This window comes from Blautia sp. LMAG:89, from assembly GCF_008679485.1.
In the GTDB taxonomy this organism is placed as follows: Bacteria; Bacillota; Clostridia; order Lachnospirales; family Lachnospiraceae; genus Blautia_A; species Blautia_A fusiformis.
Window position 1 is genome coordinate 405,215 of sequence record NZ_NANC01000004.1, and the last position, 22,695, is coordinate 427,909.

Annotated in this window: 18 protein-coding genes, 1 pseudogene and 1 other annotated feature; of the genes and pseudogenes, 5 read left to right on the plus strand and 14 right to left on the minus strand. The window is 43.6% G+C overall.

The features are described from left to right. Positions 1-13: 13 nt before the first annotated feature. Together CCC70_RS05915 and CCC70_RS05920 are read right to left on the minus strand one after the other, a co-directional pair. The gene (locus CCC70_RS05915; protein WP_118513233.1) at positions 14-916 is read right to left on the minus strand and encodes a carbohydrate ABC transporter permease; all 903 of its coding nucleotides are present in this window, start codon (positions 914-916) and stop codon (positions 14-16) included. A gap of 99 nt (positions 917-1,015) precedes the next feature. Beyond that, the gene (locus tag CCC70_RS05920) at positions 1,016-2,269 is read right to left on the minus strand and encodes an ABC transporter substrate-binding protein (RefSeq protein ID WP_118608118.1); all 1,254 of its coding nucleotides are present in this window, start codon (positions 2,267-2,269) and stop codon (positions 1,016-1,018) included. Positions 2,270-2,854: 585 nt separating this feature from the next. On the opposite strand from CCC70_RS05920, the gene CCC70_RS05925 reads away from it, so the two are divergent. Then, positions 2,855-3,499, plus strand: a complete 645-nt coding sequence (locus CCC70_RS05925) for a YesL family protein (protein ID WP_287084433.1) — start codon at positions 2,855-2,857, stop codon at positions 3,497-3,499. A 1,055-nt stretch (positions 3,500-4,554) separates the two neighbouring features. Next, positions 4,555-5,373: an AraC family transcriptional regulator gene (locus CCC70_RS05930; RefSeq protein WP_270389984.1), complete on the plus strand. Its 819-nt coding sequence runs from the start codon at positions 4,555-4,557 to the stop codon at positions 5,371-5,373. A gap of 143 nt (positions 5,374-5,516) precedes the next feature. On the opposite strand, the gene CCC70_RS05935 is transcribed toward CCC70_RS05930, so the two are convergent. The 5 genes from CCC70_RS05935 to CCC70_RS05955 all read right to left on the minus strand — a co-directional run bounded on the left by CCC70_RS05935 (position 5,517) and on the right by CCC70_RS05955 (position 11,317). Continuing rightward, a complete protein-coding gene (locus CCC70_RS05935; protein WP_270389982.1) occupies positions 5,517-7,127 on the minus strand; it encodes an ABC1 kinase family protein in 1,611 nt (536 codons plus the stop codon). 27 nt (positions 7,128-7,154) lie between these two features. After that, positions 7,155-7,592 carry a hypothetical protein gene (locus CCC70_RS05940; protein ID WP_330577140.1) on the minus strand — a complete coding sequence of 146 codons (438 nt, stop codon included), beginning with the start codon at positions 7,590-7,592 and terminating at the stop codon, positions 7,155-7,157. Between the two features lie 55 nt (positions 7,593-7,647). After that, positions 7,648-8,028: a diacylglycerol kinase family protein gene (locus tag CCC70_RS05945; RefSeq protein ID WP_270389980.1), complete on the minus strand. Its 381-nt coding sequence runs from the start codon at positions 8,026-8,028 to the stop codon at positions 7,648-7,650. 265 nt (positions 8,029-8,293) lie between these two features. Then, positions 8,294-10,609, minus strand: coding sequence for an ABC transporter permease (locus CCC70_RS05950; RefSeq protein ID WP_287084436.1), 2,316 nt, complete (start codon positions 10,607-10,609; stop codon positions 8,294-8,296). Between the two features lie 9 nt (positions 10,610-10,618). After that, on the minus strand, positions 10,619-11,317 hold the full coding sequence (locus CCC70_RS05955) for an ABC transporter ATP-binding protein (RefSeq protein ID WP_118753327.1): 699 nt from the start codon (positions 11,315-11,317) through the stop codon (positions 10,619-10,621). A 232-nt stretch (positions 11,318-11,549) separates the two neighbouring features. Here CCC70_RS05955 and CCC70_RS05960 point away from each other — a divergent pair, with 232 nt between their 5' ends. The 3 genes from CCC70_RS05960 to ilvN all read left to right on the plus strand — a co-directional run bounded on the left by CCC70_RS05960 (position 11,550) and on the right by ilvN (position 15,602). After that, the gene (locus CCC70_RS05960; RefSeq protein WP_110104213.1) at positions 11,550-12,836 is read left to right on the plus strand and encodes an HlyC/CorC family transporter; all 1,287 of its coding nucleotides are present in this window, start codon (positions 11,550-11,552) and stop codon (positions 12,834-12,836) included. Between the two features lie 183 nt (positions 12,837-13,019). Then, positions 13,020-13,261, plus strand: a binding site (T-box leader). A 100-nt stretch (positions 13,262-13,361) separates the two neighbouring features. Continuing rightward, the gene (gene ilvB / locus CCC70_RS05965) at positions 13,362-15,080 is read left to right on the plus strand and encodes a biosynthetic-type acetolactate synthase large subunit (protein WP_015526064.1); all 1,719 of its coding nucleotides are present in this window, start codon (positions 13,362-13,364) and stop codon (positions 15,078-15,080) included. A 12-nt stretch (positions 15,081-15,092) separates the two neighbouring features. Then, entirely contained in the window at positions 15,093-15,602 is a 510-nt protein-coding gene (gene ilvN, locus CCC70_RS05970) for an acetolactate synthase small subunit (protein ID WP_015526065.1), read from the plus strand. A 97-nt stretch (positions 15,603-15,699) separates the two neighbouring features. Here the strand turns inward: ilvN and CCC70_RS05975 are convergent, their stop codons facing one another. The 7 genes and pseudogenes from CCC70_RS05975 to CCC70_RS06005 all read right to left on the minus strand — a co-directional run bounded on the left by CCC70_RS05975 (position 15,700) and on the right by CCC70_RS06005 (position 22,679). After that, positions 15,700-16,116 (minus strand): carbohydrate kinase family protein, encoded by a 417-nt coding sequence (locus CCC70_RS05975; RefSeq protein WP_287084695.1) that lies wholly within the window; start codon positions 16,114-16,116, stop codon positions 15,700-15,702. An 84-nt stretch (positions 16,117-16,200) separates the two neighbouring features. Then, positions 16,201-17,565, minus strand: coding sequence for an MFS transporter (locus CCC70_RS05980; protein ID WP_059086762.1), 1,365 nt, complete (start codon positions 17,563-17,565; stop codon positions 16,201-16,203). An 18-nt stretch (positions 17,566-17,583) separates the two neighbouring features. After that, the gene (locus CCC70_RS05985; RefSeq protein WP_008369413.1) at positions 17,584-17,976 is read right to left on the minus strand and encodes a VOC family protein; all 393 of its coding nucleotides are present in this window, start codon (positions 17,974-17,976) and stop codon (positions 17,584-17,586) included. Positions 17,977-17,985: 9 nt separating this feature from the next. Beyond that, positions 17,986-19,014 (minus strand): zinc-dependent alcohol dehydrogenase, encoded by a 1,029-nt coding sequence (locus CCC70_RS05990; RefSeq protein ID WP_287084696.1) that lies wholly within the window; start codon positions 19,012-19,014, stop codon positions 17,986-17,988. A gap of 424 nt (positions 19,015-19,438) precedes the next feature. Then, on the minus strand, positions 19,439-20,611 hold the full coding sequence (locus CCC70_RS05995; protein ID WP_330389409.1) for an ROK family protein: 1,173 nt from the start codon (positions 20,609-20,611) through the stop codon (positions 19,439-19,441). 72 nt (positions 20,612-20,683) lie between these two features. After that, positions 20,684-20,782, minus strand: a pseudogene (locus CCC70_RS16495) (TnpV protein); the annotation flags it as partial. Positions 20,783-20,891: 109 nt separating this feature from the next. After that, on the minus strand, positions 20,892-22,679 hold the full coding sequence (locus CCC70_RS06005; protein WP_287084439.1) for a recombinase family protein: 1,788 nt from the start codon (positions 22,677-22,679) through the stop codon (positions 20,892-20,894). Positions 22,680-22,695: the final 16 nt, after the last annotated feature.

Consider the following 22,695-nt stretch of genomic DNA (forward strand, 5'->3'; position numbering starts at 1 on the left):
TTAATCCCCCTTTTTAGTTGTAGAATACCCATTTCTTCTGACCGATCATCTGGAATACTGTCAGGATCATGGTGATAATAAGAAGTACTACTACGATCGTAGCACCGTATCCCATGTTCTTATTGATAAATGCATATTTATAGAACAGGTAAACCAGTGACTGAGTCTTGGTAAGTGCCGGGTTTGACTTGTCAATAACCATATAGATCAGGTCGAATACCTGAAGGGATCCGATCACACGGGTAACAAGTACGAAGAAAATGGTTGGTGAAAGAAGCGGGATCGTAATGCTGAAGAATGCATTCACACCTGTAGCTCCGTCAATCTCTGCCGCTTCATAATAATCTCTCGGAATTTCCTGAAGTCCTGCCAGAAAAAGAACCATATTGTAACCGATGATAGACCATACACCGATGATCGCAACTGCAAATACTGCAATTTTCGGATTAGAAACCCAGTTTACATGAACATGGAAAACGTTATTGATAAGACCATAATCAGAGTTGAACAGCCATCTCCATACCATGGCTACCGCTGCCGGAGCTGCTACCATCGGAAGGAAGATGATGGTTCTGTAAATAGAACGGCCCTTCATCTTTCTGTTAAGAAGTACTGCAAGAACAAGTGCGATGACAATGGAAAAAGGGACCTCCACGATCGCATATTTGAATGTGTTGATCAGTGCCTGCCAGATCTCTTTATCTGCAAAAACCTTCTGATAGTTCTGTAAACCGATAAAGATATTTCCTTTACCAAAATCTCCTGTTTTGAAAAAGCTCTGGTAAATAGTCTGGAAGATCGGAATGATGTTCAATACAATCAGTCCGATGGTTGTTGGGAGAATAAACAGCCAGCCCCAGAGGAACTCACTGCGCTCTCTCTTTGTCCGTGCCTGTGACTTGGTAGTTTTAGCCATAAGAATCACTCCTTCTATTCCTTCTATGTATGAGGCCGCTGCACCTGAGTGCGGCGGCCCCTCTCATTACTGCACTTAATTATCGGTGTTTCTTAATGCTTACTCCTCAGCCAGCTTCTCGTTCATCTGATCAGCCATCTGCTTGCAAGCCTCTTCCATTGTGATGTCGCCTGTGTATACGCCCTTAAGGATCTCGTTGTCCTCGTTCTCCCATGTTACAGTAGATTTGGAGTATGGACGGATCTCCATGTCATCCATCATGTTCAGATAAGCCTGAAGGTTGAAGTCTGCGGATTTAGCCCATGCATCAGATGTATCTTTGTATGCACTCATTGTAACACCAAGCTCAGCCTGTTTCTCCTGAGCCTCTTTGGATCCGAGGTACTCGATCAGCTGCCAAGCTTCGTCTGTGTGCTCACCGGAAGCAGATGCTGCCCATCCAAGTCCGTTATATAAGGAAGCTCTTCTGCCTGTCTCAGCATTTTTAGGAAGCTCTACACAATCACAGTTCGCTGCTGTGTACTCGTTCTCTTTAAATGCTGCAAGCATCCAGGAGCCCTGGCATGTCATAGCGATCTTGCCAGCCTCGAAAAGTACGTCCTCGTTGTTCTCGGACATTGTCTCAAGAGACGGGATCACGCCATCCTTGATCCATCCTTCCAGTGTCTGCATAGCTGCGATCGTCTTCTCATCATCCCAGCCGGATTTTGTCTTGTCATCGCTGATGATGTATCCGCCGTTATCATAGATCAGGTTGTAGTATCCGGCCTGGTTGTTATCATTTCTCATTCCGAGACCGTACTGGGAACCATCATCCTTAGTAAGCTTCTTAGCTGCCTCTGTAACATCATCCCATGTCCAGTCAGCTGTCGGATAATCAAGTCCTGCCTCGTCAAATAATGTCTTGTTGTACCAGAGAGCGATTGTATCTACATCCTTCGGTACTGCATAATATTTATCATCGTATGTATACAGTCCCCAGATATCCTCCGGATAGTTCTCCGGATCGATCAGATCGCTGTCTTTGATCTTATCGGTCAGATCAAGAAGCATATCGTTGGACATGTATCTCTGACTCTCGTTGGAGTGCATCCAGAATACGTCCGGAAGGGAACCACCCTGTGCACCGGCCTCAAGCATTGTCCAGTACTCATCCCATTTAACAACGGAGATCTCTGTCTTGATTCCTGTCTTCTCTGTGAAGTCTGCGAGAATTTCTTTGATTCCCGGCTCCTGGTTGGTGTCCCAGATGGATACGGAAAGTGTAACATCGTCACCTTTTGCATATACCGGAACTGCTGTCATTACCATGGCACCTGCTAACAATAATGCTGCTACTCTTTTGAAATTCATAACTTCTTCCTCCTTTTAAATCTTTCTTATTTTCCCTCTTTCTTTGGTCAGTTTTTATATTTTTTCACGTCCCTGACCGTTGATATTATTATAATTGCACATGGAAAAATGATAAATGGATTATTGTCATTTCAATATGGAAAAATGTTATTTTTTATTCATTTTATCCATTTTTTGTTCATACTTTGTTAATTATTCGTCATTTTTATATGTTTTCGTTTATTTTTTACATATATTTTCATATTTTTCACTATTTATGAGCATATTTTGGCACCCATTTATTTCCTTGTAGCAAAACCAACATTTTTACATATCTGTTTTTGTATGTTTTTACTAACTCAGCACATGTATAAATGTCATTTTCCGAAAAACACACTTTTCCTTTCCTAACATAATTCCATGCGTGCCATCATTTTCACATGTGCACGCAAAGTTCCATGTTTTTTTATACAGTCCCATAAACCGTGCTGATACTTATCTGCGTTCCCTCTCTTTACACACAATCAAAAACTGTGCTAAGATTAGCTGTATCGGACTTTTCCCATATGGTCCGTTTTTCATTTCTATATAAGGAGGTATTTCGTTATGAATCTTTTAAATGAAGATAATGTCGTTCATGTATTCCTCAACAAACTGGGCGACATCGTGATCGCCAATCTTCTTTTTATTCTCTGCTGCATCCCCGTGATCACCATCGGGCCGTCACTGACTGCCCTCTATCACTGCATGATGCGTACCGTAAAAGGGAATAACAACGGCACAACGAAAACATTTTTCAGAGCTTTTAAAGAAAACTTCAAACAGTCACTGATCATATGGCTGCTGATCCTTGCTGCCGGAGCCGTGATCATCCTGAATATCCGCTTTCTGCTCCATGCCGAAGGAAGCGCTGCACATATACTGTTTTATCTTTCTGTCGGAGTTCTGACTCTGCTGATAATTTTTACTTTATACATATTCCCGGTGATCGCAACCTTTGCCAATACACTGGGGGCACTTTGCAGAAATGCATTTCTGCTGGCATTTATGCATTTCCCCACAACGCTCGCCATTGCGGTGATCACGATCTTTCCATTGTATATGACATATCTCGATGCAAAGCTGCAGCCACTTTACGCATGCTGCTGGTTTTTCTTTGGATTTGGACTTGTAGCTTTTATAAATTCGATGCTGTTGTATCGATTTTTTAAGAAGCTGCTTCCTCCGGAGGAGGATATTTCGCTTTTGTGATGAAAAGCTTGGGAAAATTGTTATTTATTTAGATATAGTATTTTTAGATATAGTATTTTCGCTTTTCAAAGCGGAGGAAATCTGCGAGGGGGAAAGCACTCAGAGTTGCGAAGCCCGTTTTTCCCCCTCGCGCTCCCCCTTTCCGGGCACGCTATATTGTCGTACGCTGTGGGAATGTGTTAGTGTATTGGCACGGCGATGTATTCTACGGTATTGATGATGTTGCGCTATGCCGATGTATTGTCAATGTATTGATATCTCAACCCTGCACCGATACATTCCTCTGTATCTATATCTCAACCTTGCACCAATACATTTCACTGTATCTATATCTCAACCTTGCACCAATACATTTCACTGTATCTATATCTCAACCTTGCACCAATACATTTCACTGTATCAATATCTCAACCCTGCTCTGATGCATTCCTCTGTATCAATATCCCGCCACAACAACTCACCTCCAAGTCGACAGCGAAGCGCCTCGACCCATTCTTCCCCGGCAGGCCACAGGGAAACTCAGCCTTTCGTCCCAGTCATCCAGCGCAGCGCTGATGACCCATACAACTCCCAGAAAACCACCTCACTTCCCACTCTGAACCAAATTCCCACTCCGTCTACTCATTTTCCTATCTGCTCCCTCCTTACCTGTAGTCCCTCCCGCCATCGCCACTCTATCCCTTCCGCCCTGAAAAGCCAGCCCGTGAGGCGTGTGCTGTCTGTCACCGGACTCTGCAGGAGGGGAGCTGCTTCTTAGGCGGCGGAAATCTGCGTTGCTTCAAAAATTCTCGCTGTCTGAGCGGCTTCAGACGCGAGTTCGAGAATTTTTGAAGCGGTTTTAGCAGAATTCCGGCGCCTTAGAAGTCAGCCCCCGACGAAGCCCCGGTGACAGACAGCACACGCCTCACGGGCGTCCCCTTTCCCCCTTTCCCCCTTTTCCATTGCCCTCCCCACCCCAATATTGTATAATCATCTCATACAACATCCACCCCATTTTGTAACCCAAAATTACATTTAGTTTTTGCTGCATAACAAAAAACAGGAGGCCCAACCAAATGAAAAAAGAACCCAACCCACAGCACACCCTCTCCGTCTACTTCTGCGGCCAGGAAGACTGCGGCTCAGGCCACTCCTTCGGCCCGGCCATGCGCCCACACTACCTTCTCCACGTGATCTTCCACGGCAAAGGCATCTACCAGTGCAGCGGCCACACCTATCATCTGAAAGCAGGTGATGCTTTTCTCATCCGTCCAATGGACTCCATCTACTACCGCGCCGACACCTCCGACCCCTGGAGCTATGCCTGGGCAGGCTTTGACGGCTCCGCCTGCAAAGAAATCCTGAAACAGACCGTATTTTCCGACACCCCAATCTTCACCCCGGAAACACCCTCCCGGCAAAACAGCCTCCTCACCCACATGCAAAGCCTACTTGACACCTTTTCCGAAAACAACGGAAACGACCTTGCCTCCACAGGAAACCTTCTCCTGATACTATCCGACATGCAAAAAAAGCCCTCCGAAAGCAGGACCGACATCTCAAACCTGTACTTTCAGAAAGCCTCCGAATACATCAGAAACAACTATGCCTACCCCATCCAGATCTCAGACGTGGCACACTACGTAGGAATCGACCGTTCCTATCTTTACCGAATCTTCATGGAACATGAAAACACCTCCCCAAAACAATATCTCCTGAAACACCGCCTCCAGATGGCAGCCCAGCTTCTCTGCTCCTCCTCCTGCACCATCACAGAAGCAGCTCTCTCCTGCGGCTTCCGGGACGCTCCCTCCTTCTGCAACTACTTCCGCCAGGGAACCGGCTACACCCCAAAGGAATTCCGCAAAGCCTACAGCGGAACCATCTACACCTGACCAGACACCCGCACTCCGTCCTTTACCAGCCGGTCGGAAGATGATAGCTCCTAATCGCAGTTATAACAGCAGACCGAAACAATTCCATAACAGCAAAAAAAGACGGAAACCATCCCGCAGACTCTGCAAATGATCTCCGTCTTTTATTTTCCGGAAAAGAAATGCTTGATAAACACATACAAAACAATAATAAAAGCAAACACATAACCAAAAGCCCCCAGAGCCGGAATCCCCCACAACTTCGGCTTCATATCTGTAGTACAGATAATACTGGAACTGATCAGAAGTGCCATCACCCACAGCCCCATCACAATATTCCGCACCAGCCGCCGCAAAAGCCACGCCAGATCATCCGAGGCATGAAGATCCAGATTGATCTTTGTCTGCCCTTTCATACAGCCCTGAAGGAAATCCGCCGCCAGAGAAGGAATATCCACTGCACGTTTCAGGGACCAGGCAAGATTTTTTCCTTCTTTTTTGATCTCACGCTTCCAGTTCCCATTGCTGAACAGCTGCTCCTTGAGCCTTGCCGCAGCAATCTGTGTCATATTGATGTCCGGACATATCTCAGCCAGAACCCCCTCCACATGAGTCAGCCCCCTTGCAAGCATAGTCAGTCCGTGAGGCATCATGATCTTATTTTCTTTCATGACCTCCATCAGGTCCACCATTACCTCTGCCACATCAATGTTCCCCATATCCGCAGTACCATATTTCTCCATAAGTCCGCGGATATCCTCATAAAGCTTGCTGGAATCCGGTTTGCCCTTAAAATCTCCCAGAGCCAGAACCGCATCCTGAATCTTGCCGATGTTGTTCATGGCAACACCTTCTATGGCTTCGCTGATCAGCTGACGGTCGTGTTCTGTAAGACGCCCCATCATTCCCATGTCGATCCAGACGATCTTTCCCTCCTGAATCCGTACATTTCCGGGATGAGGATCTGCATGGAAGAAGCCATCCTCCATCACCTGTTTGATGAAATTGTCCACATATTTCGTTCCGACCTCATTGAGATCATATCCATTCGCCAGAAGATCTGCCCGGTCATTGATCGCAAAGCCGTCAATATATTCCATCACCAGAACATGTGGTGAAATATATTCGCGGTAAAGAACAGGCACCTTCACAAATGCCACATCTTTATTCTTCTTCGCAAATTCCGCCATATTGGCTGCCTCTGTGAGAAAATTCATCTCCTCCTGGGTCACGGTCCACAGCTCACTTAAGACCATGTTCAGATCTACCATGCCTTTGATACTTACCGGTGGCATCAGACGCACTGCCTTATGCATCAGTCCGATATCCCGGGCCATAGTCTCATAGATTCCTTTTCGCTGAACCTTGATCACAACTTCTTCTCCGGTTTTCAGCGTAGCGCGGTGAACCTGGGCAATTGAAGCAGCACCCAGCGGTTTCTGCTCAATATGCTGAAATTCTTCCTGCCACGGACACCCCATGGATTCCTCCAGAACCTCGATGACCTGGGAAAATGGCATGGGTGGTACATCCGAGCAGAGTTTCATCAGCTCATCACAGTATCTCTTGGGAAGAATATCTGAACGCAGGGACATAATCTGACCCAACTTAATATAAGTTGGGCCCAGGTCCTCCAGTATGAGCCGGAGCTTCTCAGGAGAAACACCCCGGGTAATGGCATGCTTTTTCAGAACGGCTGTGATCTCTCTCAGCCGTTCTCCATATCCGCTGTTCTCTTTCTTCTCCTGTTCTTCTCCGCCCATAAACTTCTCCATTTACTGCTTTCTTTATGATATTTCTTATTACTCTGCTGCCGGCTCTTCGCTCCCGGCTTCTTCTGTTACCGTTTCTGCCTCCACAGGAGCTTCCAGTGCAGCCTCCTCAACCGGTTCTTCTGCTGCCTCAGAAGCCTCTTCTTTCTCTTTTGCTGCCTCAGCCTGCATGCTCTCGATCTGTGCTTTCACAGCTGCCAGCTGCTCCGGTGTCAGTTTGGAGATCGTTGCTTTCAGCTCTTCCTGATCGTTCTTTCTGGCTGCAGATTCTTTTACAGAATCAGCGGCTGTCTTAACTGTTGATTTGATGTTGTGTTTCAGTTCCTGATTAAGAACCTTACCCTGCTCAACAGTAAGCTCGCCTTTTTTAACCAGCTCGTCCAGGATCTCCTTGGATTTCTCTGCTGTTACTGCTGCTGTACCAATTCCTACTAATAAGATTTTCTTCAGTCCTTCACCTAATTCCATAATAATTCTCCTTTCCTAAAAACGGCCACTGCCGTTCCATGTACCTGATCGATTTCTACCATATTCCCAGAAAAACAAGCCCTTTCGGAACAAAAATGATCAGTCCGACGATCGCTGCCATGATCGCTGCGATCAGTACTGCTCCGGCCGCTGTGTCCTTGGCGATCTTTGCCAGTGGGTGACGTTCCTCTGTGACCAGATCCACAACAGCTTCCACTGCCGTATTCACCAGTTCCAGCGCCATCACCATTCCGAACAGCCCCAGGCAGATGCACCACTCTGTCACGGAAATCCCAAGGATCAGTCCTGCGATCACCACAAGCGCTGCCACCATACAGTGGATCTTCATATTTCTTTCCTTGCGGATGCAGGTAAAAATCCCCTGAAACGCATATCCGAAGCTTTTATACAGCGGATCCTTCTTTCTGCCTGCCATGTTCCTCACCTGATTTCCTGTTTGAATTATTCCCTCCAACGGGAAGTATGGGATTATTATAACAAGTTTGTAGTAATATTTCCAGTATTCCGGAAAATTTATGAATATTTAAGGAGTATATGTGGTTATTCACAGACAACTGTTCGAGCGGATAAAAGCATCCGCATTCAGTTAAACCACACATACTCCTGATCCTGTTGCATATTCTGTAAGATTTCCGGATATTCTGAATTATTTTTCCGGATATATATACAGATGTCACATATTATTCCACATTTTTCAGTGCTTCATCCATGGGCACATGACGGATCCTCCGGAATTCCAGCACTGCTACCACTGCATAGGCTGCGATTCCGATCGCTGTCATTTTCACATAGATCATGGGATCCACCCACATGGTGATCCATCCCGAAATACTGGAAAGCATCATCTCGCGGAACAGCACTTCCATGATCTGCCGTTCAACCGGAAGGCTTAACAGCAGGCAGAACACCACCACAAGTGATGTGGAAAGTATATACAAACGGCTGATCTCACCATTTGTATAGCCCAGGATCTTGGTCATGGAAATCGACTGGGCATTTTTTTCGATGATGACCTTGGAAAGCAGATAGATCACCACCAGGAAAATGATCACGGAAAATCCATACATCATTCCCATCATATCTCCCATGGAGACATCCAGCTGCCTGGATATTTTTGTAAGAGCTTCCAGATCAATGACAGAGCCGATATATTTTGAAGGGATATCCCTGATCTCTGTATCAGAGAAATATCCTCCAAAATAATCATCTCCAAGATCAAACGCCTCATTCAGTTTATCTCTTTCCATAAATACACAGAGGCTTGCCGCATAATCATAGATTCCATCTACTTTAAAGGAATACTCATCCTTCTCGTATTTTTCCTTCAAAGTTATGGTATCGCCTTCCTTGATCCGGAATTTATCTGCATAAGCACTGGAAATATAAACACCCTCTCCCGAAAGATCTGCACGGATATACTTGCTATCCGGCTCCACACCATAGAGAGTGATCTCCTCACTTTTATATTTACCAGGCATGGTATTCAGGGAATATGCAGAAAATTTTTCCGCATCCTTATTATCCGTTCTGGTATCCATATAATATTCCATAAGAGAACTCATGGCATCCGCTTTATTTCCTGAATAGGCACTTGCCGGAACCGAAAGCATGTACTGATATTTCGCCAGCATATTTTCCTGGATCTCAAGCTGATAATGATCCAGTGCAGACGGAAGAAGCATTCCGAAAAACAGCAGCAGATTGGCAAAAACAACTCCCACAAACAGCACCAGATAACTGCTGACATTCTGAAAGATCACCCGGAGGCGAAACCTGGAAAAAATTCCGATCTTCGGGCTTAAATACACCGCTCGTTTCTGTTTTTTTCCGGAAAAATCCCTTCTCAGGAGTTTCAGAGGCGAAAGCTTCAGACGGTACCAGAGCACTGCATGATCGATCAGTATCATAATGATGACCGGAACTATGGTTGTCAGAAGAAAGGCATCTGCATTCCATACCGTCACATAAGTCGGCAGACTATAGCTCCCGTAATACATATCTGCACATACACCCTTAAATACGGTATAGCCAAGAATATTTCCGATCAGGGCACCGGCCAGCGTGACCAGAACCGGAAGCGTCATATAATGAAGGATCAGCTCACGCCTGGTATAACCGGATGCACGTAACGTACCGATAACACCGGCTTCCTTTCGGATCGTATTGCTGATGGTAATTCCAAACACAAAAGCCATGATCACGATCACAATATAAAGAAGCGTGATGACCATTGCCCTGTCTCCGCCCATATCATCACCGGTGAAAATGATCGCCTGGTTAAGATAACGTGGGACAAAGGATTCCAGAGCTACCACTTTGCCAATGTCTTCCATGAGATTTTCAGAAACCTTCTTCTCCTCTTTTTCGTTCTTTGGCTGATGATCATATATCCATGCATAATTGTACCGGAGCTTTTCCTGATCCAGGTTTTCAAATTCCTCCGGAGTTACGATCGCCACACCAAACTTTACAGAATCAAACATGGAATCATTATTATTCTGAAACAGGGCACTGTAATCCGAAAGTGCCACCAGGCCTGTGATCTTCCAGGATTTTTCACCTCTGATCAGGGTATCTCCTACCTTAAGACTGTTGTTATCCGCATACATACGGTCAATGGCGATCTCGCCCTGCCCTGACGGCATTTCTCCCTTCATCAGGCAGACCTTATTCACCTTCTCACGGTTTTTAAAAAAACGCATGGTGCTTCCGTTATCCAGATCTTCTTCTATATAGTAGTTCTCATAAAGCTTAACACCGGCAGCTTCAATATCCTTCCACTGAGAACTGTAAATCTTTTCCGCAGTACGGAAATTTCCGTTTTCGATGTTATATTTATCAAAGCTCTCATTATAAGCCTTCAGCATGCTTCCATCGGCTACCAGAAAGCCGGACACAAACCCGATGGTCAGTACCATCAGCAGGAAAACCACCAGATATTTTCCAAATTCCCCCTTCAGTTCCCTGGGGATACGTTTACGTAAAGGATTCTTCATAATGCCCCCTTACCATTCCAGGTCAGCAGCCGGAATCTTCTGCTCATTCTGATAGTTTCTGCGGATCATTCCGTCACGAAGCTTTACCACACGGTCTGCCATATCCTTGATGGCATCGTTATGAGTAACCATGACTATAGTATTTCCGTATTTGTGATTGACTGTTTCGATCAGCTTCAGGATTTCCTTGGAGGTGTTGTAGTCCAGAGCGCCGGTAGGCTCATCACAAAGCAGGATATCCGGATTTTTTACAATGGCACGTCCAATAGCAGTTCTCTGCTGCTGACCTCCCGAAAGCTGGTTCGGAAGCTTCCGCTGATGTTCATAAAGTCCCAGTGTCTCCAGCAGTTCATCCACATCCAGCGGTCTGTCACTTAAATAAGCACCAACTTCAATATTCTCCCTCACAGTCAGATTGGGGATCAGATTATACATCTGAAAAATATATCCCAGATGTTTTCTGCGGTAGAGGGAAAGCTTCTTTTCCTTCATATCCTCCAGCTGTTCTCCCTGAATGGTAATGCTTCCTGCATCTGCTCCGTCAATGCCGCCAATAATGTTTAGCAGCGTGGATTTCCCGGAACCGGACGGCCCCAGAAGCACACAAAATTCTCCCTTTTCAATCTCAAGATCGATCCCCTTCAGAACATCTACATGGCTCTCTCCTGCCCCGAAGGATTTTTTGATTCCTTTTATCTCCAGAAACATAAACCGCTCCTTCCATTCCTATACAGTTCTTCTTTATATATGAATATACATATATGTTAGTCTGAACTTACTCTTTTGTCAAGAAGCAGACTTATTTTCGTATTTTTTCCATATATCTATATGCGCTGTACCGGTCCGGCTCTTGCCAAAATCCAGTAAAACGTATATAATGTGGGAGTATCTATATATTTTTAACCAAATAATCTTATTTTTAAAGGAGTGAATATTGAAAGTGGACCCCAGCGACACTTACCAGATAATCATATTACTTATTCTGCTGGCATTGTCAGCCTTTTTCTCATCTAACGAAACCGCGCTGATGTCGGTAAACAAGATCCGTCTCCGCTCTCTTGCAGACGAGGGAAACAAGCGTGCAGCCATGGCTCTCGATATCCTGGAGAACCAGACGCCCAAGCTTCTCAGTGCGATTCTCATCGGAAACAACATTGTGAACATTTCAGCTTCTTCCCTTGCAACCACACTTGCATACAGCTTTGGCGGCTATATGGTCAGCATCGTGACGGTGATTCTGACGGTTCTGATCCTGATCTTCGGTGAGATCACCCCCAAGAACTACGCAACCATTAACTCTGAAAAGATCACCCTCCGCTATATCCCGGTCTTTAAATTTCTTATGACCATCATGACACCGGTGATCTTCATCATCAATCTCTTTTCAAGAGGTGTGATGCGCCTGATGCGTGTGGATCCGGATGCAGCCAGCAAGGCTATGACCGAGGAGGAGCTTCGTACTATCGTGGACGTCAGCCATGAGGACGGTGTCATTGAATCCGACGAAAAAGAAATGATCTACAATGTGTTTGATCTTGGAGATGCCACAGCCAAGGATATCATGGTTCCAAGAGTACATGTTACCTTTGCGGATGTGGAATCCACCTATGATGAGCTGATTGATATTTTCCGCGAGGATAAGTTCACACGTCTGCCGGTTTATAAGGACAGCCAGAACAACATTGTGGGAATCATCAACATGAAGGATCTTCTTCTTTACGACAAAAATGAGGAATTTGTTATCGATCATTTCCTCCGAAAGCCGCATTTCACTTACGAAACAAAAAGCATTTCCGATCTTCTTGTGGAAATGAAGGACTCCACCTTCAACATTGCCATTGTACTGGATGAATACGGTGATATGGCCGGACTGATCACACTGGAGGATATCCTGGAGGAGATCGTGGGTGAGATCCATGACGAATACGATGAGAAGGAGGACGAGCTTGTCCAGAAGATTTCCGACCGGGAATATATCATCGAAGGTTCCATGCATCTGGATGACGTAAATGATCATCTGGATACGGAACTGGATTCCGAGGATTATGATTCCCTGGGTGGATTTATCATCGAACATCTGGATCGTCTGCCTGTTGCCGGTGACGAAGTGATCACAGAGGACGGAATCCGTCTGATCGTAGAAAAGCTGGATAAAAACCGTATCGAGAAAGTGCATGTCTACCTTCCGGAAAAAGATCCTGAAACACGGGATAATACCGAATCCTGAGTAAGCAGGCTCCAGCTCCGTAACAAGAAACAGCTGATGTACCGAAAAAATATTTAATACTTAATATCATCCATATCGGAACTGTTATCGTAATCCCCGGCTCCCCCGTTGAGCCATCAGGATTTTTGATTGACAGTTCCGATATTTTATATTATAATGATAGAAAATTTTTATCCATATTTACTAAATGCAATGACAGGGAGTAGTACACAGTCTCCGGATGCACAGAGAGAAGATGGCCGGTGAGAATCTTCGTGACTGAACTGTGGAAGTAGCCCTCGAGCAGTGGACTGAACCATGGATCTTCATGCAGTAGGCTTCATCGTCATTCCCACGTTACAGGGAGGCAGTATAATTTTGTACTGGCAGAGAGCAGAGTTTTACCTCTGAAAACAGGTGGTACCGCGGAATCATCCGTCCTGAGCATATTTTATCCGATATGCCGGGACTTTTTTATTGGAAAAATTTCTCGCGGCAGCCCTTATCTGCTTAACTTTTCACATCATCAAAGGAGGGAACCAATTCATGAAACAGATTTCCGGAAACAAATTGCTTGTAAAAGCCTTAAAAGAAGAAGGCGTTGATGTTCTGTTCGGCTATCCTGGTGCCTGCACCATCGATATCAGCGATGAATTATATAAACAGAGCGGCATTGACATCATCCTGCCACGTCACGAGCAGGCCCTTGTACACGAAGCAGATGCCTATGCCAGAACTACCGGAAAGGTTGGCGTATGTCTCGTTACCAGCGGTCCCGGAGCTACCAACCTTGTTACAGGTCTTGCAACTGCCAACTATGACAGTGTTCCGCTTGTATGCTTTACCGGACAGGTTGCCCGTCACCTCATCGGAAACGATGCGTTCCAGGAGGTTGATATTGTCGGGATCACCAGAAGCATCACAAAATACGGTGTTACCGTCCGCAACCGTGAGGATCTTGGACGTATCATCAAGGAAGCCTTCTATATCGCACGCACCGGACGCCCAGGCCCGGTTCTCATCGACCTTCCAAAGGATGTAATGGCCGAGCTGGGAAGTGCTGAGTATCCGAAGACCGTCAATATCCGTGGCTACAAACCTAACACCAGCGTGCATATCGGACAGCTGAAGCGTGCCCTCAAAATGCTGCAGAAGGCCAAAAAACCTCTGTTTCTTGCTGGCGGCGGTGTGATCATTTCCCGCGCGCAGGAGATTTTTACCCAGGTTGTTGAGAAAACTCAGATCCCGGTTGTCACAACCGTTATGGGACGTGGCGCCATTTCCACAAAGAACCCTCTGTTTATCGGAAATCTTGGTATGCACGGCGCTTATGCCGCAAATATGGCAGTGAATGAATGCGATCTTCTGTTTTCCATCGGAACCCGTTTTAACGACCGTATCACAGGCAAGCTCCATGAATTTGCCCCACATGCACAGATCGTCCACATCGATATTGACACCGCTTCCATTTCCAGAAATATCCATGTAGACATCCCCATCGTTGCCGATGCAAAAGAGGCAATAACAAAAATGAATGAATATGTACAGGACTGCAATACCGGCAAATGGCTGAAGCAGATCCAGGAATGGAAGGAAGAGCATCCTCTTACCATGAAAGACCGTGGTATTATGGGACCGCTGGATATCATCGGCGAGATCAACCGCCAGTTTGACAAGGCCATTCTTGTTACCGATGTAGGTCAGCATCAGATGCTGGTGAGCCAGTATGCAGACATCACCGAGAACCGTCAGCTGATCATGTCAGGTGGACTTGGAACCATGGGTTACGGCCTTCCAGGTGCTATCGGTGCCAAGATCGGTAATCCGGATACACCGGTCATCTCCGTTTCCGGTGACGGCGGCATGCAGATGAACATTCAGGAGCTGGCTACCGCAGTTCTGGAGGAGCTTCCGATCATCTGCTGTATCTTTAATAATGAATATCTCGGAATGGTCCGCCAGTGGCAGAAGCTTTTCTACGGAAAACGTTACGCCATGACAAACCTGAAGGCCGGTGCACTCTCCCGCCGCACAGACGGTCAGGAATATCCGGAATACACACCGGATTTCATCCGTCTTGCAGAGAGCTATGGGGCAAAGGGTATCCGCGTAACTGAGAAGGATCAGATTGCGGCTGCTTTCGAAGAGGCTAAGAAGAATACAAAAACTCCTACGATCATCGAATTTATCATTGATCCGGAGGAAATGGTTTACCCGATGGTCAAGCCGGGCGGCACTCTGGCTGATCTGATCATGGATTGTTAGGAGGAATGAATGATGGATAAAGGAATGAAAAAAAGATGGATCTCTCTCTACGTTGAAAACCAGGTCGGTGTTCTTTCCAAGATTTCCGGTCTTTTCTCCGGAAAGTCCTATAACCTGGACAGTCTTACAGTTGGAACCACGGAGGACCCAACAGTTTCCAGAATGACCATCGCCACAGTCAGCGATGATGAAACCTTTGAGCAGATCAAAAAACAGCTGAACCGTATGATCGAGGTGATCAAGGTCATTGATTTTACAGACGTGTTCGTTCGAATGAAGGAGATCCTTTACATCAAGGTAAAGGGCTGCTCCCCGGAAGATAAAGTAGAACTTTTCCAGATTGCTGAGACTTTCAAGGCACGTGTCATCGACTATGGAAAAGACAGCCTCCTTCTGGAATTCGTCCAGACCGCAACCAAAAATGACGCGGTCATCAAGCTTATCAAAGAAGAGTTCAAGCATATCGAAGTTGTCCGCGGCGGAAGTGTCGGAATTGAGTCCATCAGCATGATGGAGAGATAAAAGCTGAATAATACTCCGACAGAAAAACACGGGGCTGATGCTTTAACGATTAATAAATCGTGATTTTTACAGCCCCGAGTTTGTTCATATACATTCATTATTTCTGCATAAATCCAAGCACTGCCTCTTTCGTCGGAATCGCAGGGATTCCGCCTCTCTTTTGCACACACAATCCAGCAACTGCATTTCCCAAAACAGCACACTTTTTGATTTCTTCCCATTCCATTTTTTCAACATTCTTATTCATAGAAAGGATACTGCATAATACGCCTCCCCAGAATGAATCACCTGCCCCAGTCGTGTCGACCGCATGTGTCTGAAATGCTTTGATGATTTCTTTTCTGCTTTTTGTTGTCATAAGAACGTCCTGTTCTCCCAATGTAATGGCAACCAGCTTTGGTCCCATGGCAAGGAGTTGATCTGCAGCCTGCTCATAACTTTTCGCCTCTGTCAACAGAGTACTCTCTTCATCCGATACCTTCATGACATCTACCAATTCTATGACAGATCTCATTTTTTTCACTGCATACTCTTTGCTCTTCCAAAGAGACGGGCGATAATTTGGATCATAGGAAGCAACTCTCCCAATGCCACGATATCAACTTTTTCTTCCATTTTTTAGTTCCTCTACAATCTCGTTATAACGTTTTTTATTTAACCGGTAGAAAAATAATACAACCGCAGTCACAATCCACAGTACACCCGGAATCGTCGTAAATGCATGCTTCATAATTGAAAGTACAATTGCATTTTGTGTCTGATTTGCAATATAACCATATTTTCCAAGTAATCCTGCTAAAAGTGCTGTTCCAACTGCCATTCCGATTTTATTTCCAAGTGAAATAAATGCATATTGAAAACCGTCATTTCTAAGTCCTGTTTTCCACTCCCCATATTCCACACAATCTGGAATAATTGCATAGATTGCGGTATTAAATCCAGAGAAGAAAAACTGTGTGAGACCAGATAATGCATAAAAAATAGCTGGTGATTCTTTGGCATTGAAGAAAAACATAGACAACATGGAAATTCCTGTAAATAAAGCAAAGAGAGATGCTGTTCTTCCTTTGTTATTCAACTTGCGGAATAATGGTTGAAAACAGGCTGCCCCGATGATAGAAGGAATAATAATGCACATCGAATAAGTTGTGTAGTAGGAGGCATTCCCTTCCACATATGTAAAATAATACAGAATATCTGCGTTTCTACCATATAATGTAAATCCAAATAATATCTGCCCTGCCAATGCAAGAAGATATGGTCTGTTCTGCATGACTGCTTTCAACTGTATCTTTACAGAAATTTTTTCTTTTTCCGGAGTAATCACTGCCTCTTTCGTCTTCGCAAAGCAGAAGAAATGACAGGCTGTAAAAATACATCCATATATGACCGCAACCGTCAGATATCCTGTCTTTGCACTGTGACTGCCGAATTTGCTGAGCAGCGGAACTGTGATAATATTTAACACACCAATTGCAATCATCGCTGCAACCGAACGGGATGTATTTATTTTTGCGCGTTCATCAATATCCTGTGTCATAGCACCACACAAGGTTCCATATGGAATATTCACACAGGTATACCCCAAAACCAGCAGACAATATGTAATTACCATATAAATGATCTTTCCATTCTGCGGCCAGTCGGGTCTTGCCCAGAATGTCATAACAAGAAGAATCGCTGTAATTGGTGCCGCTACTAACAGCCATGGACGGTACCGTCCCCATCTCGATTTTGTTTTATCCGTAAGTCCCCCGACGATTGGATCATTGATCGCATCCCAAAATCTTGAAAAAAGCATAAGTGCTGACACAGCCGCCATACTGATTCCGAACACGTCTGTATAAAATATCATCAGAAAATTACTGACGAACATCCAGCTGAAATTACATCCGACATCACCAAACCCATATGCAATCTTACTGATCAGCGGTACTTTTCCATTTTTGTTTTCGCTTCCCATATGTCCCTCCTATTTTTATCAGAGTTTCTGACAGAACTCTATTCTTTCCTCATTTGGTCCCTTGATCATAAAAAACTTCACACCATTTTCCCAAAATGGCAGTTCTTCGATTCCGTCTGTAATAATTGTGTATTTTTCATTGCAGATTTTCTGATACATACTTTCAATGTCTTCCACATCAAGTGCAACATGTTGGTACGCACCGTCTGACATTGCCGCCTGCCCATTTTCAAAAGTCTCTATACAGTAATTTTTTATCTGTAAAAATGCCACTTTTTCCCCTGCTTTTTCATTATAAGACTGCATAATTACTTCAAATCCAAGACTCTTATAAAACTCAACTGTTTTCTGTAAATCGTTTGTCGGAAGCCCGACATGGGCAACTCCGACAATTCCATATTTATTTTCCATACGAACTCCTTACTTTTCACTGACGTTGATAATTACTTTCATCGTTGTCTCACGGTTATCATCAATATACTGGTACGCCTTCAGATAATCTTTAAAAGCAAATGTCTTTGAGATGAGCGGTTTCAAATGAACTTTGCCCTCATTTACCAGTCTGATTCCATCTATGTAATCATCATGGCGGTACATCATCGTGCTCTTAATGTCAAGTTCGTGGTCATTTGCCACTGCAAGATCTACTTCTGCCATTCCTGCAAAAACAGCCACCAGTACGATCGTGCTTCCTTTTCTTGCATATTTAATTGCCTGTCCCATTGTGATATTGTTTCCGGCACAGTCGTAGATCACATCCGCCTTATCCGGTCCAAATGCTTCGATCATTGCCTCACCGAAGTCTTTATTTTGAGTATTCACACACACATCAATTCCACATTCTTTTGCCTTTGCCAGTCTAAGATCACTGATATCTGTGATCATCACTTTCGCTGCCCCCATTCCTTTTGCTGCCTGTGCCACGAGATTTCCAATCGGTCCTGCTCCAAGGACTGCAATATTCATGCCAGCCACATCGCCCATCTGTTTTACACCATGAACTGCCACAGCAAGAGGTTCGATCATAGCTCCTTCTTCATAGGACATATCTTCTGGAATAGGTGTTACTTTCGATGCATCCACTGCAAAATACTCAGATGCTGTTCCTGTCGTCTGAAATCCCATTACTTTTAATTCCTCACAGAGATTATACTCTCCATGACGACATGGATAGCAATGTCCACAATATACCTGAGGCTCTATCGTCACCTTCTGTCCCACATGAAACTCTGTGACATTTTTTCCAAGTTCTGTAATCTCACCGGAAACCTCATGTCCCTGTGTTACCGGATATTTTGTAAACGGATGTTTTCCATGATAAACATGAATATCTGATCCACAAACACCAATATTCATAATCTTTACCAACACCTGATTTTCCTTTACCTCCGGAACCGGAACCTCTCTGAAAATAATTTCTCCTGGATTTGTCATTACCTGCTGTAACATAATTGTTTTCTCCTTTTTTATCATAATTGTTTCCTCCTTATTTATATTGTTTTATTTTATCTTTTATAAATTGTTTTATTAAAGCAATTACATTATTGTCCTGTAAACACGATTTGTCAATATGTTTTTCATAATTTTATATATTTCATAATTTCAAAATACATTTTTTGTGTATTTTTCACAATCAACACGAAAAAAACGGAAAGGAAACCGTAGTTACTGTTTTCTTTCCGTTTTTTACTATAATATCTTTTTCTAATTTTACACAACTTCTCGTTTTTCACACATATAAAGCGGACATCTGCATTCACTTTGCAACCTGTCAGTGGGAGCTTTTAACTCCAACAGAGTGAACATCCTCTTCCCCTACACTTAATGCCCTGCGCACCAGATGCGGTGTACTACTTATCTGCGTTCAAAAAATTTACAATTCTGCCATATGTTTTGTAAAAAAGTATTTCGCAGCTCCAACAGCCGACGCTTCTTTCTTATACGAACAATTTTTTAAGTATGAAACATCATGCTCAAAGCCATTATATGCCATCACTTTTTCTCCCAGTGGTATCATATAATCTGACAATACACCTCCCACATCACCTCCGAGTATGATATCCATATCATATGCCATCCGCAGATTTGATATCAAAACAGCAAGATGATCCAGATACGCATTCCATGTCTGCAAATTTTTTTCATCACCACTTTCAATTTTTTCCATAAATGCATCCAGTGACTGCCTGTTATCTTGTGTCAGTACACTTGCAGCACAATATGCATCTGCACATCCTGATTTACCACAATAACACTTTCTTCCACCGGGAACGAGTATCATGTGACCAAACTCACCTGCTTTCTGGTTCTGCCCTCGAAACAGCTTTCCATCTATGCAGAATGCGCCTCCTAAGGTGTGGTTCAAAGACAGATATATCGCATTTGGATACTTTTGCTTTTTTTCTGCAAGCATTGCAGCATTAGCATCGTTTTCAAAATATACTGGAATTTCCAAAGCCTGCTCTAAAAAGCGCAGACTATAATTCTCTATACCTAAAGCATGGGATTTTAAAACGATCCGTTCTTTCTGATCAATAATTCCTGGAATCGCCACTCCAATCCCAAGTAGCGTATCCTTCGCTAATTCGCCTTCAAGAAAAGTTTTGACCTTTTGTGCCACTTCTGTACAATAGGATAATTCTGCCGTAAATTTTAAACGGATGCGATCTTTTTTTATAATCTCATCTCCAAGATTTACTAATACCATTTCTATATGATTCGCTGTAATCAAAATTCCCATTGCATGACAGTATGACTTATTAATCCCTATACTTTTTGCCTTTCTTCCACCGGTCGAAGCATATTCCCCAGTTTCTTCCAACACCATTTTTTCTAACAAGTCATTCACATTTGCTAACACAGTCGGCATACTCAAGTTTAACTCTTTTGCGATTCCCGCCTTGGATGTAACATGATTGTTCAGCACATAATTAATTATTCTTTTTCTTGTTATATTTTTTTTATCTTTATTTTCCGTTTTCTTACCCTCTTTTATTAAATATATTATAAAAGAATTATATGCTTTTTTATTCTTCTTGTAAAGCAATGTTTTATAATAAATCTCCGACAGAATTTATCTTATAAACAGCAAAAAGCTCCCGAAGGAGCTTTCCACGCATTAGAACACCAATTCTTTTAACACAATCTCTTCTGCCATATTACGAATATCATTTACCAATCTGACCCATTCCATCTAATCACGAGCTTTCAACTCAGCACTGGTTGCATCCAACTCATCTAAGTTGATCTCTATCGTGTCATCTGGTTTTTGCGCGAGCAACGAGGCAAGCCGAGATGCTTGCATCTCGATTTACCGACTACCGCGTTCATCGAGACAAGTACTCTTGTCTCGATGTTGGGACAAAAGAACAACCGTCTCCACATGTGTTGAGACTAACATCGGAACACACACCCTTTACCTCGTCACTTATATCGGAACACATTTTTTTCACTTTGCCTCCAATACCTGATGACTTCCCGAATCTTTCTTTTGCGTTTCCAATTTCATTCTTAAATCCTGTTTTATATATGAAAGTAATTTTATAAGGATCTTTGTTTCCATCTTCGTCTAGTCCGCCGACTATTACTTTTTCAACTATACTCTCAAATATTCCTCTGTCAAATTCTTCTAGCACCTCATTATGCGATAGTGCTTTTTTGAAATCTGAAAGCCTCCTTTGCAATGAACTCTTTTCATCCGACTGTTGCTGCAGATATTCCAGCTTTGCTCTTGCATTTGTCAGTTCAGTTTTTAGTTCTACATCCGTTTCCTCATAAATATCCTGTTCAATAATGCCTTTCAGATAATTATCAAGTAGTTTTTTTCTCTTTAAAGAACCCTTGTCAATGCTTTTCTTCAGCTTATGTAACTGATCTTCAATCGAATTTTCTCCAAGTGCTTTCTCGGTTCGCTTCAAAAATTCTTCCAGAACATCTTTATTATCATTACACAACATCCTATAAGACTCAATAAATGCTTCTTCTATGACCTGCTCTGGAATGCCTTTGCTATCCGGACAAAATCTCTTTCCTTCTTTTGTTGATTTAACGCACTGCCATATCGTCTTTTTATACTTAGAGCTACTGTGCCATCGCCTACGAGAAAGATTAGAGCCACAGAATCCGCATTCTACCATACAGCTAAACGCAAACTGCCGACTAAATTTTTCACGTTTTCCAGGAGTGACTCCACATTTCCGATTTCCGTTTCTACGTCTTCTCATCTCCTGCGCCCGTTCAAATTGTTCCTCTGTAATGATTGGTTCGTGATGATCATGTATATAATACCGATCTTCCTCTCCAAGATTTTCTAAGCGTCTTTTTGAAATCGGATCAACCGTAAAGGTTTTTCCAAGTAAAATATCTCCCTTATATTTTTCATTATTAATGATTCCCATAACACTGGATGAAGTCCAGGGATTTCCTCTAATTGTCAGATGACCCTGCTCATTCAATTCCCTGGCTATCATTGTGCTGCCTGCTCCTGCCACATATCTATCAAAAATGTACCGTACAACCACAGCGCCTTCCTCATTGATTGAGATAGATTTTGTTTCCACATCATAATCATATCCCAAACAACCCTGAAATCCTACCAGTTCCCCCCGCTTCATTTTCATCTTCAAGCCCTTTTTCACATAAGCAGAAGTATTTTCAACTTCCTGCTGTGCTACAGAACTTAAAATAGTCATTAGAAATTCGCCGTCCTTTAATGTGTTAATCTTCTCAACCTCAAAATAAACAGCAATATTTCTCTCTTTCAACATACGAACATATTTCAATGTGTCCAGAGTATTTCTGGCAAATCGTGGAAGGCTTTTGGCAATAATCATATCTATCTTGCCATCCATGCAATCCTGAATCAACCGCTGAAACTCTTCTCTCTTATCAACCTTTGTCCCAGTGATTGCCTTATCAGCATATATACCTGAAAATATCCATTCTTTATTATTCTTAATTAACTCTGTATAATGCGTAACCATTGAGTTATAACTCTTTATCTGATCTTCATCGTCCGTACTTACTCGGCAATAAGCCGCCACTCTCAACCGCTCAATCTTCCGTCTGGCAGAACCGTCAAATGAATCATGTGCTTTAATCAATTCAACTTCCATTTCGCCCTCCTTTTTT